Source organism: Bradyrhizobium sp. CCBAU 65884 (assembly GCF_028128835.1).
GTDB classification, from domain to species: domain Bacteria; phylum Pseudomonadota; class Alphaproteobacteria; order Rhizobiales; family Xanthobacteraceae; genus Bradyrhizobium; species Bradyrhizobium ottawaense.
Window position 1 is genome coordinate 36,912 of the sequence record NZ_LBJU01000111.1, and the last position, 12,247, is coordinate 49,158.

Consider the following 12,247-nt stretch of genomic DNA (forward strand, 5'->3'; position numbering starts at 1 on the left):
CCCTGATCAGGATTGATGGCGTTCGTTCCGGCGCGTGAGACGACGCGGCGAGGATTCCTTGAGCGACTTTCCACGGCCAGACAGACTCGGATTTGTCATGAAGTAGTTGTGGACGTTGAAAGGCTCCTCGCCTTTCGCGGTCTTCATACGCGTTGAGGACCCGTCCGGCAACAATTGCCAGCTCTGCTCATTGTCCTTGAGATTCGCGACCATGATCTGTTCGAGAACCTGCTGATGCACCGTCGGATTCTGCAGCGGACACAGCACCTCGACGCGGCGGTCGAGGTTGCGCGGCATCATGTCGGCGGAGGAGATATACACAGCCGCTTTGGCGCTCGGCAGGCCCTGGCCCATGCCGAAGCAGTAGATTCGGCCGTGTTCCAGGAAGCGTCCGATGATCGACTTGACGCGGATGTTCTCGGACAGGCCGGGAATGCCGGGGCGCAGGCAGCAGATACCGCGCACCACGAGCTCGACCTGCACGCCGGCCTGGGAAGCCTCATAGAGCGCGTCGATGATGTCGGGGTCGACCAGTGCATTCATCTTCATCCAGACCGCACCGTGGCGGCCGTGGCGCGCATGCGCGGTCTCGCCCTGGATGTGCTCGATGATGCGCTTGCGCAAGGTCAGCGGCGACACCGCCATCTTCTCCAGATCGCTCGGCGCGGCATAGCCGGTGATGAAATTGAACACACGCGCGGCGTCGCGGCCGATGGTCGGATCCGAGGTGAAGTAGGAGAGGTCGGTGTAGATGCGCGCGGTGACCGGGTGATAATTGCCGGTGCCGGTATGGACGTAAGTCGTGAGGCTGCCGCCCTCGCGGCGCACCACCATCGAGAGCTTTGCGTGCGTCTTCAGTTCGAGGAAGCCGTAGACGACCTGCACGCCGGCGCGTTCGAGGTCGCGTGCCCAGCGGATATTGGCTTCCTCGTCGAAGCGCGCCTTCAGCTCGATCAACGCGGTGACGGATTTGCCGGCCTCGGCGGCTTCCGCCAGCGCGCGGACGATCGGCGAGTTGTTGGAGGTGCGGTAGAGCGTCTGCTTGATCGCGACGACATCGGGGTCGCGCGTGGCCTGCTGCAGGAACTGCACCACCACGTCGAAGGATTCGTAGGGATGATGGACCACGAGGTCCTTCTGCCGGATCGCGGCAAAGATGTCGCCGCCATGCTCGCGCACGCGCTCGGGGTGGCGCGGCACGTAAGGGGTGAATTCGAGATCGGGCCGGTCGAGGCGGGTGAGCTGCGAGAGCTCGTTCATCGCCTGCACGCCGTCGACCAGGAACACCTCGTCATCGGCGGCCGACAGCGCGTGTTGAACGAAGTTGCGCAGCTCCTCCGGCATCTTGGCGTCGATCTCGAGCCGGATCACCGATCCGCGGCGGCGGCGCTTCAGCGCGGTCTCGAACAGGCGGACGAGGTCTTCCGCCTCTTCCTCGATTTCGAGCTCGGAGTCGCGGATGATGCGGAAGGCGCCCTGGCCGTGCAGATTGTAGCCGGGGAACAGGCGGTTGATGAACAGGGCGGTCGCCTGCTCCAGCGAGATCAGCCGGACGGCCTTGCCCTCGGTCGGCAGGCGGATGAAGCGGTCGATCTTGCCGGGCATGCGGATCAGCGCGTTCATCTGCTTGCCGTCGGCGGCGCGCGTGAGCTGGAGCGCGATGGTGAAGCCGAGGCTCGGGATGAACGGGAAGGGGTGGGCCGGGTCGATCGCCAGCGGGGTCAGCAGCGGGAATACGTTGCTGAGGAAGTAGTCCTCGATCCAGGTCCGTTCCGCCTTGGTGACCTCCTTGCCCTCGACGAGCACGATGCCGACATCGGCCAGCGTGCCGCGCAGGTCGCGCCAGATCGCCTGCTGGTCGGAGGCGAGCTCGGAGACGGTGCGGTTGATCAGCGCGAGCTGTTCGGACGGCGTCAGGCCGTCGGGGCTGCGTTCGGCAATGCCCTCACGCACCTGGGCCTTGATGCCGGCGACGCGGACCATGAAGAACTCGTCGAGGTTATTCGCCGAAATCGACAGGAATCGCACCCGCTCCAGCATGGGGTGGCTGGGATTGACCGATTCCTCCAGGACGCGGCGGTTGAAATGCAGCCAGGAGAGCTCGCGGTTGATGAATCGCTCGGGACTCGATGCGATCGCCGGCAGGCTCTCGGTCTCTGGGGCTTTTTCTTTAGTTTCAACAGCTTGCGCAGAGTCCATCAGAAGTCGGTCCATCCAGTTCGCCCCAATTTGCGACTTATGCGCAAAACCGGCCGGAGCATGTGTTAGAGCGATGACGTTTCGATGACATTGATGTTCCGCCGGTTCGCCGCGTCAAGCGGGCTTGGCGTGGGTCTGGAGGCGGCCACGGAGGCCGATCAGGCGTCGCGGAGCAGCTCGGCGGCCAGCGCCCGGGTGACCGGGCGGCCGAGCCTGAGGGCTTCGCTGTCGAGCAGTTCCACGGCCTGGCGGGCGGCGGCCGAGGACCGCTCCAGGCGGGTGGCGAGGTAGCCGACCACGCTCTCGTCCACGGTGAGCTGGCGGTCGGCGCAGAATTTGACGATCAGGCCGCGGAACAGCTGGTCGTCGGGCGGTAGCAGCGCGACCACTGGAACGGCGCGCAGACGCGAGCGCAGGTCGCGAAGCTCGATCTCCAGCGAGGCCGGCACCTCGCGTCCGGTGAACAGGACGTAGGCGCCATCCTCGCGGGCGAGGTTCATCAGGTGGAAGAGGGCGCGTTCGTCAAATTCCCTGGCCTTGATATCCTCGACCACCAGCGCACCGGTGGCGAGCGTGCCCGGGACCCCCGCAGCGGTCAGCGCATTGGCCGTGGTGGAGCGGGCCCCTGATGCCTCGGCCCAGATCGCGGCGAGATGGCTCTTGCCGCTTCCTTCGGGACCGGCCAGCCACATGATCCGGTTCGGCCATTCCGGCCAGCTGTCGATCAGGCCGAGACCGGCCGCATTGGCGGGGCCTTCGAGGAAATTGTCCCGGCTGAGGCTCTCCGCATGCGGAAGCGAAAACGCCAATTGTCGGGGGTGAACGCGGCCTGGCACGCTTGCTTTGCTCCATGCCGGCGCGCCGGCGTCATTCGAAGAGGTCGGACGTATCGAGCGGGAGTTGGCCTTTTACGGGGCCGCATCGCCTCTCATTTGGCCTCGATCGTGCTACTTGGCCTCGATCGTGCTACTTGGCCTCGATCGTGCTCATGTGCCGCAGCCACTCGACCAGATAGAGCGACACGGAGGAGAGTGTGAAGACCGTGACGAGGCCCATCAGGATGATATCATAAGGGGCCGGCTTGAAGCCGAAGGCAAGCGCTGCCAACACGAGCGCCGCGAACGCCACCTGTGCCACGGTGTTGAGCTTTGACACTTTCGACGGCTTCATCTCGACGGGCCGGTCGAACAGCCAGGACACGATCACGGCGGCGACGATCATGATGTCGCGCGAGACCACCAGGATCACGATCCAGCGCGGAATTGCGCCCCAGATGCCCAGCGCCATGTAGATCGAGACCAGCAGCGCCTTGTCCGCGAGCGGGTCGAGCAGGGCGCCGAGCTCGCTCGTCATGTTGAAGCGCTTGGCCAGGAAGCCGTCCACGGCGTCGCTGATACCGGCGATCAGGAAGACGGCGAACGCGACCTCCATTTGGCTCGACACGATGGCCCAGACGATGATCGGGACCAGCATGATGCGGCCCAGGGTAATGATATTCGGAATACTCACGAAAGCGCTTCCCGGCACCCGGTCTGACCTCGAATCCGGCCTCTCGGGAGGCTGAACCGGTTGATATCTCTACATAGTATACGGCGGTGCGCCATGCGAGCCATTGCGCGTCCCCGGAATTCGACGTAACCAGCCGCGAACCCACTGGAAATCGGGCATGACCGACCGCAAAAACGGCCTCACTTACGCCGATTCAGGCGTCGATATCGATGCGGGCAACCGCCTGGTCGACCTGATCAAGCCGATGGTGCGCGCCACCGCACGGCCGGGCGCCGACGCCGAGATCGGCGGTTTCGGCGGCCTGTTCGACCTCAAGGCGGCCGGTTTCAAGGATCCGGTCCTCGTGGCCGCGACCGACGGCGTCGGCACCAAGGTCAAGATCGCGATCGAGACCGGGCTGCATGGCGGGATCGGCATCGATCTCGTCGCCATGAGCGTCAACGACCTCGTGGTGCAGGGCGCCGAGCCGCTGTTCTTCCTGGACTATTTCGCGTGCGGCAAGCTCGATCCGGAGGCGACGGCCTCGATCGTCGCGGGCGTCGCGGAGGGCTGCCGCGAATCCGGCTGCGCCCTGATCGGCGGCGAGACCGCCGAGATGCCCGGCCTGTACAAGGACGGCGATTACGACCTCGGCGGCTTTGCCGTCGGTGCTGCGGAGCGGGGCACGCTGCTGCCGCGCAAGGACATCGCGGCTGGCGACGCCGTGATTGGTCTCGCCTCGTCGGGGGTGCATTCGAACGGCTTCTCGCTGGTGCGCAAGATCGTGGAACAATCGGGCCTCGGCTTCGAGGCGCCTGCGCCGTTCGCCCCGGTCATGACCCTTGGCGGCGCGCTGCTGACGCCGACGAAACTTTACGTCAAATCCTGCCTGCGCGCGATCCGCGAGACCGGCGCGGTGAAGGGGCTCGCCCACATCACCGGCGGCGGCTTCACCGACAACATTCCGCGCGTGCTGCCGAACAGCCTCGGCGTCGGTATCGATCTGGCGCGCCTGCCGGTGCTGCCGGTGTTCAAATGGCTGGCCGCGCAGGCCGGCATCGCCGAGCTGGAGATGCTGCGCACCTTCAACTGCGGCATCGGCATGATCGCGATCGTCGAGCCCGATAAGGTCGACGAGGTCATGCAGGTCTTCACCGACGCCGGTGAGACCGTGGCGCAACTCGGCACCGTGATCCCGGCCGAGGGCGAGCACCGCGTCGTCTATAACGGCCATCTCGACATGGCACTGTAATGACTGGCGCTGTGATGAAGCGCCGCGTCGCCATCCTGATCTCCGGCCGCGGCTCCAACATGTCCGCGCTGATCAGGGCCGCAAGCGCGGCGGATTTCCCGGCGGAGATTTCGCTCGTCATCTCGAACAAGGCCGATGCGCTCGGCCTTGAACGGGCCAAGGCAAGCGGCGTGAACACGCTGGTGATCGAGAGCAAGCCGTTCGGCAAGGACCGCGCCGGTTTCGAGAAGGTGCTGCAGGCGGCGCTCGACCAGCACGGCATCGAGCTGATTTGTCTGGGCGGCTTCATGCGCCTGTTCACGGCCGAGTTCACCAGGGCATGGTACGGGCGGATGCTCAACATCCATCCCTCGCTGCTGCCGTCCTTCCCCGGTCTCGACCCGCACGGCCAAGCCTTGCGCGCCGGCGTCAAGCTGTCCGGCGCGACGGTGCACTTCGTCATCCCCGAGACCGATGCCGGCCCGATCGTGATGCAGGGCGCGGTTCCCGTGAGCGATCACGACACGGGGGATACGCTGTCGGAGCGCATCCTCGAGGTCGAGCACCGCATCTATCCGGAAGCGCTACGTCTGCTCGCGACCGGCAAGGTCCGGATCGAGGGTGATGTGTGCAAGACGGCGGGGAGCGCGGCGTCGGAGAATTTTCTGGTTGCGCCGGTGGTGAGCTGAGCCGCATTCCTGCGACGGGCGTCCCAAACAAAATCCCCCGGCAGAGCCGGGGGCAACGTCATGATCTCTCTCGCGTAGCTTTGAGAGACGTCAGGAGACCTTGAGGTTCTCCGCGGATGCTTTGCCGCGGTTCTCCACGAGGTCGTATTCAACCACCTGGTTCTCGTTGAGGGTCGAGAGTCCGGCACGCTCGACGGCGGAGATGTGGACGAACACGTCCTTGTCGCTGCCGTTCGGCTTGATGAACCCATAGCCCTTGGTCGGGTTGAACCATTTGACGGTGCCCTTTTGCGGCATCCTCAGTCTCCTCCACTAGATATAAAAAAGACGCGGCCGCTTTTCGCGTGCCACGCCACAAACGGGCTTCCGGGAGTCTGTTCGAGTCTTGAGTCTCAATGTCGCGAAACGCACAGCCGAGCGGCCAATTCCGATTGTGTCCAACATTGCAACATGAAAATCGCCCGTTAGCAAGCCGCGCGTAAATTTCAAGGGCGGGCGGATTGTGCCGTTCTGCAATTTCCGACCTGTGGCCGCGGAACCACAATCGAGGGCAATAGCCTCGGTGACCGCGGGCTAAGCAGTTGACCCTCCGTGGCAGTTCGGCACAAATCGCGACATGCGTGCGCCGCGCGTGTTGCATTTTTGCGCGCCGCCATTTGCTTCGGGATTTGTCGTCATGTGCTGCACATCGCAGCCCTCCGGGACACGGCAGACGATCGGGCTGGACCGCGTCCGCAGGGTCGCGGCAGCGATCGCGACGGCGTTTGCGATCGTCGTGATGATGTCGGCCACGTCGCCAGTCTTCGCGCAAAGCCCGACGCCTACGCCGACCCCGACGCCCACGCCGTCACCCACCCCGATCCCGTCCCCGTCGGCCGGCAACGCCGCGCTCGATCTCGGCTCGAATTTTCTGGAGCGGCTCGGCAACCGGGCATCGAACGGTTTCGACCGGGCGTTCCGGACCAATCCCGGCGGCGGCGGCGCGTCCGCCAGCACCGAAGACCCGCGCTACCGCACCTGGTTCGAGGGCTACGGCATCTCGGTCCGGACCGATGCGCAAGGCGACTTCGTCGGCGACAAGCGCAAAACGGTTGGCGGCGTCGCAGGCTTCGGCGCGCGCGTGGCCCCGGGCGTCAATCTCGGCTTCTCGGTCGACCAGAGCCACACCGACATCGACGTCCCGCTGGCGCTGCAGTCGGCCACGCTCGACCTGACGCAAATCGGCTTCAACGGCTCGGTCGACAAGGGGCCATGGACCTGGGCCTTTGCCGTGGTGCACGGTTTCGGCAAGGTCCGTTCCAGCCGCGACACCGGCCTTGGCCTTGCGACCGCGGGCTATCGCGCCGCGGTCGATGGCGCGCTGACCGAGATCAGCTATTACTGGACCAAGGACCAGATGCGCATCGTGCCCAAGGGCGCACTGGAATATGTGCGCGCCACCAGCGCGGCGTTCCAGGAGGCCGGCGGCCTCGATCCGCTCAACGTTGGTTCGACGGCGCTCTCACGCGCACGCATCATGATCGGGGCCGAGATCGGCCGCTACTTCATCATCGACCAGAAGATCCTGGACCTGTCCGCCTACGGCAAGTTCGTCGACAATTTCCATCAGGACCTGGGATCCGTCCAGGTCAGCCTCGGCGCCCAGAACATCGTCGTTCCCGGGATCGGCGAGAGCCGTTACGGCGTGGATGCCGGTGCCTCGGCTTCGCTGAGCCTGACCAGCGTGGCGCGGCTCTACGTCAATTACGACGGCAAGTTCCGCAACGAGCTGACCTCGCACCAGGGCACGGTCGGCTTCGAATATCGCTGGTAGGCGCAGCCTCCTAGGTCGGCGTCGCCGCGACATATCCCGTCAATCCAAAACCCTCGCGCGCCCCCGTCATCATCGGCACCAGCGCGTTCGGATGGATGAACTCGTCGCGGAAGCAGGGATGGGTCTTGGGATCGAAGATCTTCTTCAGCCAGTCGACCACGATCTTGTGGCGCTCGGAGGTGCGGAATTCCCGGTGATAGGTGAGCCAGAGATCGGCGTGGTGGCTGACGCCGAGATCGACGGCGATCAGCGGCGCGCCGAGCGCGATCGAGACCGTCGGCAGGAAGCCGATGCCGGCGCCGCGCTCGACGGCATAGAGCACGCCGACCGAGGAGTTGGTCTTGATCCCGACGATGCCCTCGAGCGACTTCAGTCCGAGCACGCGCGCGTAGGCGCCGTCGTCGACCTGCGGCGCGCTCTGCTTGATGATGCGGTGGTTCTTCAGGTCGGCCAGCGTCGCCGGCACGCCGTAGAGATTTTCGTACTCCTTGGAGACGAAGGGATAGATGTGCAGACGCCCGAGCTTGGCGACGATCAGATCCGGATTGGTCGGCGGCTCGAGCTGGATCGCGATGTCCGATTCAAGCCGTGCGACGTCGGCCTGCTCCATCGCGCAGCGCAGATCGACGGTGATCTTGCGGTAGGTCTTCTGGAAGTCGATCAGTCGCGGCAGGATCCAGAAATTGCCCGGGCCTTCCGTCACCGCGACGCGCACTGTGCCTGAGGTGTCGTTCGACGACCGCGAGGCGCGCCGGAAGACGTTGAAGGCATGACGCTCCATATGCGCAACGTCGGCGATCATCGCGGTGCCTTCATCGCTGAGCGTGAGCCCGCTCTGGTCGCGCAGGAACAGCTTGCAGCCGATGCTCTCTTCGAGCCGGTCGATCCGGCGCATCAGCGTCGTGGAGGTGAGCCCGAGCTCCTCAGCAGCGTTGCGAAAACTTTTATATTTTGCGCACGCTAAAAACAGTTTCAAATCGTCCCAGGACGCACCCAGGGCTTCTTCACGGTGCTGCATCATAGCAGCACCCCGGTGCAATAACTGCTGCATACTCCTGATCCCCAGCCGCTAAGCTCGTCGGCATAGCGGGGCACGAAAGCCCGGACGATAGAGGCGCGATATGGCTATGGAAAGGGGCTCGTTTGCCGCAAGGCATGATTTCGATGCCTTGCCGCTGAGCCCGGATGTGGATGTCCGCTGCGCGCAATTGTCCGAAATTGCACCGCTTTCGCAGATGGCGCACCGGCTGGTGCCGGGCGTGCGGATCGGGACAGCCGAACTTGCGCATTACTTCACGTTCGATCCCCAGAGCATCCTGACGTTCCGCCGGAAAGGCGATCTCGTCGGCGGCATGGCTTTCCTGTTTCTCAATGACCGCGGGCACGATGCGCTGCTGCTCGACGAGATCTGCCTCGCCGCGCCCGAGACGCGCTATCTCGCTTCCGCGAACGAAGAGGTCGCTGCCATCTACATCTGGGCAATCGCGGCGACGGGACGCGGTATCGCCGGTCTCGGCAAGGCTGCAGCACATCTGCGACAGCTAAGGTTTCGCAGCGCCGATTGCTATGCGCAGCCGTCAACGGTGGCCGGACGCGACATCATGAAGGCGACCGGCTTTGCGCCGGTCCCGAGCTTCCAGCCCGACCTCTGGTGCTACGAGCGGCCCTGGCATCGGCAGCCGATGCGGATGCCAGGCGCGATCATCCAAGCAAGGAGTTTTGCAGATGCACGGTACTAGGATTCCCGTCGCCAAGCCCTGTTCCCGCGCCATCACCATCCGCCTTGCGCGCGATCCAAGCGATCTCATGCTGGTCACTGCCATTCGCTCGGCGGTCTATCTCGCCGAGCAGGATTGTCCGTTCGAGGAGGAGTTCGACGGCAACGACATGGTCGCGGCCCATTTCATCGGCTTCGTCGGCAACGAGCCCGCAGGCTGCCTGCGGGTGCGCTTCTTCGGCGATTTCGCCAAGGTGGAGCGGCTCGCGGTCCGCCACCAATACCGGCGCTCGCGCGTCTCGTTCAAGCTGGTGCAGGCCAGCGTCGACTATGTGAAGCGCAAGGGTTTTCGCAAGATCTACGGCCAGGCGCAGGACAGGCTGGTCGATTTCTGGGCCCATTTCGGCGCCAAGCCGCTCGGCCACAATCGCAAGGTCACGTTCTCGGATTTTTCCTACACGGAAATGCTGCTGGAGATCGAGCCGGGCCCGGACGCGATCACGCTGGACAGTGATCCCTACGTGATCATCCGCCCCGAAGGCGATTGGGACCGGCCGGGCGTGCTCGACGCTTCGGCGGGGCGGGCGGTGACCTCACCGCTGCGAGATCTCGCGCTCGCCGACCGTTGAAACTGGTGCAGCCCTGCGCAAGACAATGCTGGCTTCCATTCACGAAGATCCGCCGATCCTGGTCTGCGCGGATCTCCAGGTCGAATATCTGACCCCTGGGCGCCGCCACGTCGTCCTCGACGGCGACGCCGTCACTGCGCGCTGCCTGGAACTCCTGACCTTGTGGCGGGGCAATCTCTGGCCGGTGATGCATCTGAAGCGCATCGCACAGGCGGCGTGGTTCAATCCGGCATCGAGGCTGACCGATTGGATCGCGGAGACCAAGCCGCGGCCGGGAGAAATGACGTTCGACCATCCGCTGCCGTCGGCCTACAGCTCGTCACGGTTTGTGGACTACATGTCCAATATCCGCACTGTGCGCTGCATTCTGATCGGTTTTTCCCTGGACGAGACCATCCTGGCCACCGCCGTTGATGGGTTTCACCGCAGCCATCGCTACCAGGTCGTCGCTGACGCCGCGGCTTGCCGGCAGCCGGGTACGGGCGATGCCGCCGCCTATAAGCATGCGGTAGTGAATGTCATCGGGAATTTTGCTACAATCCAGTCCAGCGCCGAACTGATCAGAACCAGCGGCGCCGTTGCGGTGTAGGCGGCCGCGACCGGCGGATGGGGTGAGAGATTGTCACGGGGAGACGAGCTCAAGGAGCTGGCGAGCGATCTGTCGCGTGCGGCCGAGAGGGCGCGCGGGCTGGGTTTGCCGACGACGGTCTATCTGCTCTCGATGGCGCTGGTGGAGGTGAGGGAAGCCGCCGCCGGCACTGACGACGGGCATGACGACGACGCGGCATGAGAGCTGCTCCACGTGTTGCTTCGTCATGAGCGGATTTGTCACGTGCGGCAATGTCACGTGCAGCTTTTTCGCGTGCATCTTTGTGCATCGCTGCTGAGCGCTTGCTGCCGACGAATTGGCGTTGCAAGTTCTGCGCTGTCGCAATAGCCAAGGTACTTGATCATCGAGTGATGACGCCGGCTGTGCCTGCGACCTGACGCTTTCAAGGATCCTCGCAAATGTCCATGCTGCCCAATTCGCAAGAGGCCCGGGATGTAGCCTATCAGCTCCATCCCTACACCAATGCGCGCACCCATCAGCAGGCCGGTCCCCTGGTGATCGAGCGCGGCGAGGGTCCCTACGTCTTCGATGCGTCGGGCAAGCGCTATTTCGAGGCGATGGCCGGCCTGTGGAGCGTCGGGCTCGGCTTCAACGAGAGGCGGCTGGTCGAGGCTGCACACAAGCAGATGCTGGCGCTGCCGTTCTATCACACGTTCTCCGCCAAATCGCACGGGCCCTCGATCGACCTTGCCGAGAAACTGGTCGCGCTCGCGCCTGTGCCGATGAGCAAGGTATTCTTCACCAATTCCGGCTCGGAAGCCAACGACACCGTCCTCAAGCTGATCGCCTATCGCTCCAACGCGCTCGGCCAGCCCCAGCGCAAGAAGGTGATCAGCCGGATGCGCGCCTATCACGGCGTCACCATTGCCTCGGCGAGCCTCACCGGCCTGCCGAACAACCACCGCTCGTTCGATCTGCCGCTGCCGAACATCCTGCACACGGGCTCGCCGCATTTCTACAAGGACGGCGCCCCCGGCGAGACCGAGGAAGCGTTTGCGACGCGCCGGGCCGAGGAGCTCGACGCGCTGATCCAGAAGGAGGGTCCCGATACGATCGCGGCGTTCTTCGGCGAGCCGGTGATGGGCGCGGGCGGCGTCATCGTGCCGCCGGCGACCTATTGGGACAAGATCCAGGCGGTCCTGAACAAGTACGACATCCTGCTCGTCGCCGACGAGGTGATCTGCGGCTTCGGCCGCACCGGCAAGATGTTCGGCTGCGAGACCTACGGCATCAAGCCTGACGTGCTCGTGGTTTCCAAGCAGATCACCTCGAGCTATTTCCCGTTCTCGGCCATCATCATGAACGATCGCATGTTCGAGCCGATCGCGGACGAGAGCAACAAGATCGGCGTGCTCGGCCACGGCTTCACCGCGGGCGGTCATCCGGTCGGATCGGCGGTTGCGCTGGAAAACCTCAAGATCATCGAGGAGCGCGGCCTGGTCGCGCATGCCGCCGAGCTCGGCGCCTACATGCAGGGCAGACTGCGCGAGCTCACCAGCCATCCGCTGGTCGGCGAAGTCCGCGGCGTCGGCATGATCGCGGCAATCGAGCTCGTGCTCGACAAGGGGCGCAAGACCGCAGCGGCGACGCCGGGCGCAGTCGGTGGCATCGCCAGCCGCATGCTCCAGGAGCGCGGCGTGATCTCGCGCAACATGCTGGACGCCATCGCCATCTGCCCGCCGCTGATCGTCACCAAGGCGCAGATCGACGACCTCGTCGCCGCCATTTCGGGCGTGCTGAATGACATGAAGGCGGAAGTGGCGAAGCTGACGCCGGCGTAGGCTCTTGTCTGGGCGCTCAATCTAACACCGTCACCCTGAGGTGGCCGCTTCTTCAGCGGCCCTCGAAGGGCGACGGCCCGGCTGGCTCGC

The 12,247-nt window shown here is 64.6% G+C and carries 13 protein-coding genes; 8 read left to right on the plus strand and 5 right to left on the minus strand.

Translation table 11 applies throughout. The features are described from left to right. Positions 1-6: 6 nt before the first annotated feature. From XI03_RS14635 to XI03_RS14645, 3 genes are all read right to left on the minus strand, one after another. Positions 7-2,199 (minus strand): RNA degradosome polyphosphate kinase, encoded by a 2,193-nt coding sequence (locus tag XI03_RS14635; RefSeq protein WP_028144988.1) that lies wholly within the window; start codon positions 2,197-2,199, stop codon positions 7-9. Positions 2,200-2,357: 158 nt separating this feature from the next. Beyond that, positions 2,358-3,035 carry a DnaA ATPase domain-containing protein gene (locus XI03_RS14640; RefSeq protein ID WP_271592505.1) on the minus strand — a complete coding sequence of 226 codons (678 nt, stop codon included), beginning with the start codon at positions 3,033-3,035 and terminating at the stop codon, positions 2,358-2,360. Between the two features lie 130 nt (positions 3,036-3,165). After that, a complete protein-coding gene (locus XI03_RS14645; protein ID WP_025035876.1) occupies positions 3,166-3,708 on the minus strand; it encodes a CDP-alcohol phosphatidyltransferase family protein in 543 nt (180 codons plus the stop codon). Between the two features lie 157 nt (positions 3,709-3,865). On the opposite strand from XI03_RS14645, the gene purM reads away from it, so the two are divergent. Both purM and purN read left to right on the plus strand, forming a co-directional pair. Beyond that, positions 3,866-4,939, plus strand: a complete 1,074-nt coding sequence (gene purM, locus XI03_RS14650) for a phosphoribosylformylglycinamidine cyclo-ligase (protein ID WP_095424291.1) — start codon at positions 3,866-3,868, stop codon at positions 4,937-4,939. Between the two features lie 14 nt (positions 4,940-4,953). Further along, a complete protein-coding gene (gene purN / locus XI03_RS14655; protein WP_271592506.1) occupies positions 4,954-5,607 on the plus strand; it encodes a phosphoribosylglycinamide formyltransferase in 654 nt (217 codons plus the stop codon). A 90-nt stretch (positions 5,608-5,697) separates the two neighbouring features. Here purN and XI03_RS14660 read toward each other — a convergent pair whose 3' ends face one another. Beyond that, entirely contained in the window at positions 5,698-5,904 is a 207-nt protein-coding gene (locus tag XI03_RS14660) for a cold-shock protein (protein ID WP_007591938.1), read from the minus strand. Positions 5,905-6,283: 379 nt separating this feature from the next. Here XI03_RS14660 and XI03_RS14665 point away from each other — a divergent pair, with 379 nt between their 5' ends. Further along, positions 6,284-7,420, plus strand: a complete 1,137-nt coding sequence (locus XI03_RS14665; RefSeq protein WP_271592507.1) for an autotransporter outer membrane beta-barrel domain-containing protein — start codon at positions 6,284-6,286, stop codon at positions 7,418-7,420. A 10-nt stretch (positions 7,421-7,430) separates the two neighbouring features. Here XI03_RS14665 and XI03_RS14670 read toward each other — a convergent pair whose 3' ends face one another. Then, a complete protein-coding gene (locus tag XI03_RS14670) occupies positions 7,431-8,471 on the minus strand; it encodes a LysR family transcriptional regulator (protein WP_271592508.1) in 1,041 nt (346 codons plus the stop codon). 70 nt (positions 8,472-8,541) lie between these two features. Here XI03_RS14670 and XI03_RS14675 point away from each other — a divergent pair, with 70 nt between their 5' ends. The 5 genes from XI03_RS14675 (at position 8,542) to XI03_RS14695 (ending at position 12,157) form a co-directional block, all read left to right on the plus strand. After that, a complete protein-coding gene (locus XI03_RS14675; RefSeq protein WP_212475972.1) occupies positions 8,542-9,159 on the plus strand; it encodes a hypothetical protein in 618 nt (205 codons plus the stop codon). After that, the gene (locus XI03_RS14680; protein WP_028144981.1) at positions 9,146-9,766 is read left to right on the plus strand and encodes a GNAT family N-acetyltransferase; all 621 of its coding nucleotides are present in this window, start codon (positions 9,146-9,148) and stop codon (positions 9,764-9,766) included. Before XI03_RS14675 ends, XI03_RS14680 begins: the two co-directional genes overlap by 14 nt. A 25-nt stretch (positions 9,767-9,791) precedes the next feature. Next, on the plus strand, positions 9,792-10,355 hold the full coding sequence (locus XI03_RS14685) for an isochorismatase family protein (protein ID WP_028144980.1): 564 nt from the start codon (positions 9,792-9,794) through the stop codon (positions 10,353-10,355). Positions 10,356-10,385: 30 nt separating this feature from the next. Further along, on the plus strand, positions 10,386-10,556 hold the full coding sequence (locus tag XI03_RS14690; RefSeq protein ID WP_162832232.1) for a hypothetical protein: 171 nt from the start codon (positions 10,386-10,388) through the stop codon (positions 10,554-10,556). Between the two features lie 218 nt (positions 10,557-10,774). Beyond that, positions 10,775-12,157, plus strand: a complete 1,383-nt coding sequence (locus tag XI03_RS14695) for an aspartate aminotransferase family protein (protein WP_028144979.1) — start codon at positions 10,775-10,777, stop codon at positions 12,155-12,157. Positions 12,158-12,247 lie beyond the last annotated feature (90 nt).

Excerpts from the sequence above, each read along its gene's own strand:
- XI03_RS14635 (WP_028144988.1), bottom strand. The coding sequence starts at position 2,199 with ATGGACTCTGCGCAAGCTGTTGAAACTAAAGAAAAAGCCCCAGAGACC.
- purM (WP_095424291.1), top strand. The coding sequence starts at position 3,866 with ATGACCGACCGCAAAAACGGCCTCACTTACGCCGATTCAGGCGTCGAT.
- purN (WP_271592506.1), top strand. The coding sequence starts at position 4,954 with ATGAAGCGCCGCGTCGCCATCCTGATCTCCGGCCGCGGCTCCAACATG.
- XI03_RS14660 (WP_007591938.1), bottom strand. The coding sequence starts at position 5,904 with ATGCCGCAAAAGGGCACCGTCAAATGGTTCAACCCGACCAAGGGCTAT.
- XI03_RS14665 (WP_271592507.1), top strand. The coding sequence starts at position 6,284 with ATGTGCTGCACATCGCAGCCCTCCGGGACACGGCAGACGATCGGGCTG.
- XI03_RS14670 (WP_271592508.1), bottom strand. The coding sequence starts at position 8,471 with ATGCAGCAGTTATTGCACCGGGGTGCTGCTATGATGCAGCACCGTGAA.
- XI03_RS14675 (WP_212475972.1), top strand. The coding sequence starts at position 8,542 with ATGGCTATGGAAAGGGGCTCGTTTGCCGCAAGGCATGATTTCGATGCC.
- XI03_RS14680 (WP_028144981.1), top strand. The coding sequence starts at position 9,146 with ATGCACGGTACTAGGATTCCCGTCGCCAAGCCCTGTTCCCGCGCCATC.
- XI03_RS14685 (WP_028144980.1), top strand. The coding sequence starts at position 9,792 with ATGCTGGCTTCCATTCACGAAGATCCGCCGATCCTGGTCTGCGCGGAT.
- XI03_RS14695 (WP_028144979.1), top strand. The coding sequence starts at position 10,775 with ATGTCCATGCTGCCCAATTCGCAAGAGGCCCGGGATGTAGCCTATCAG.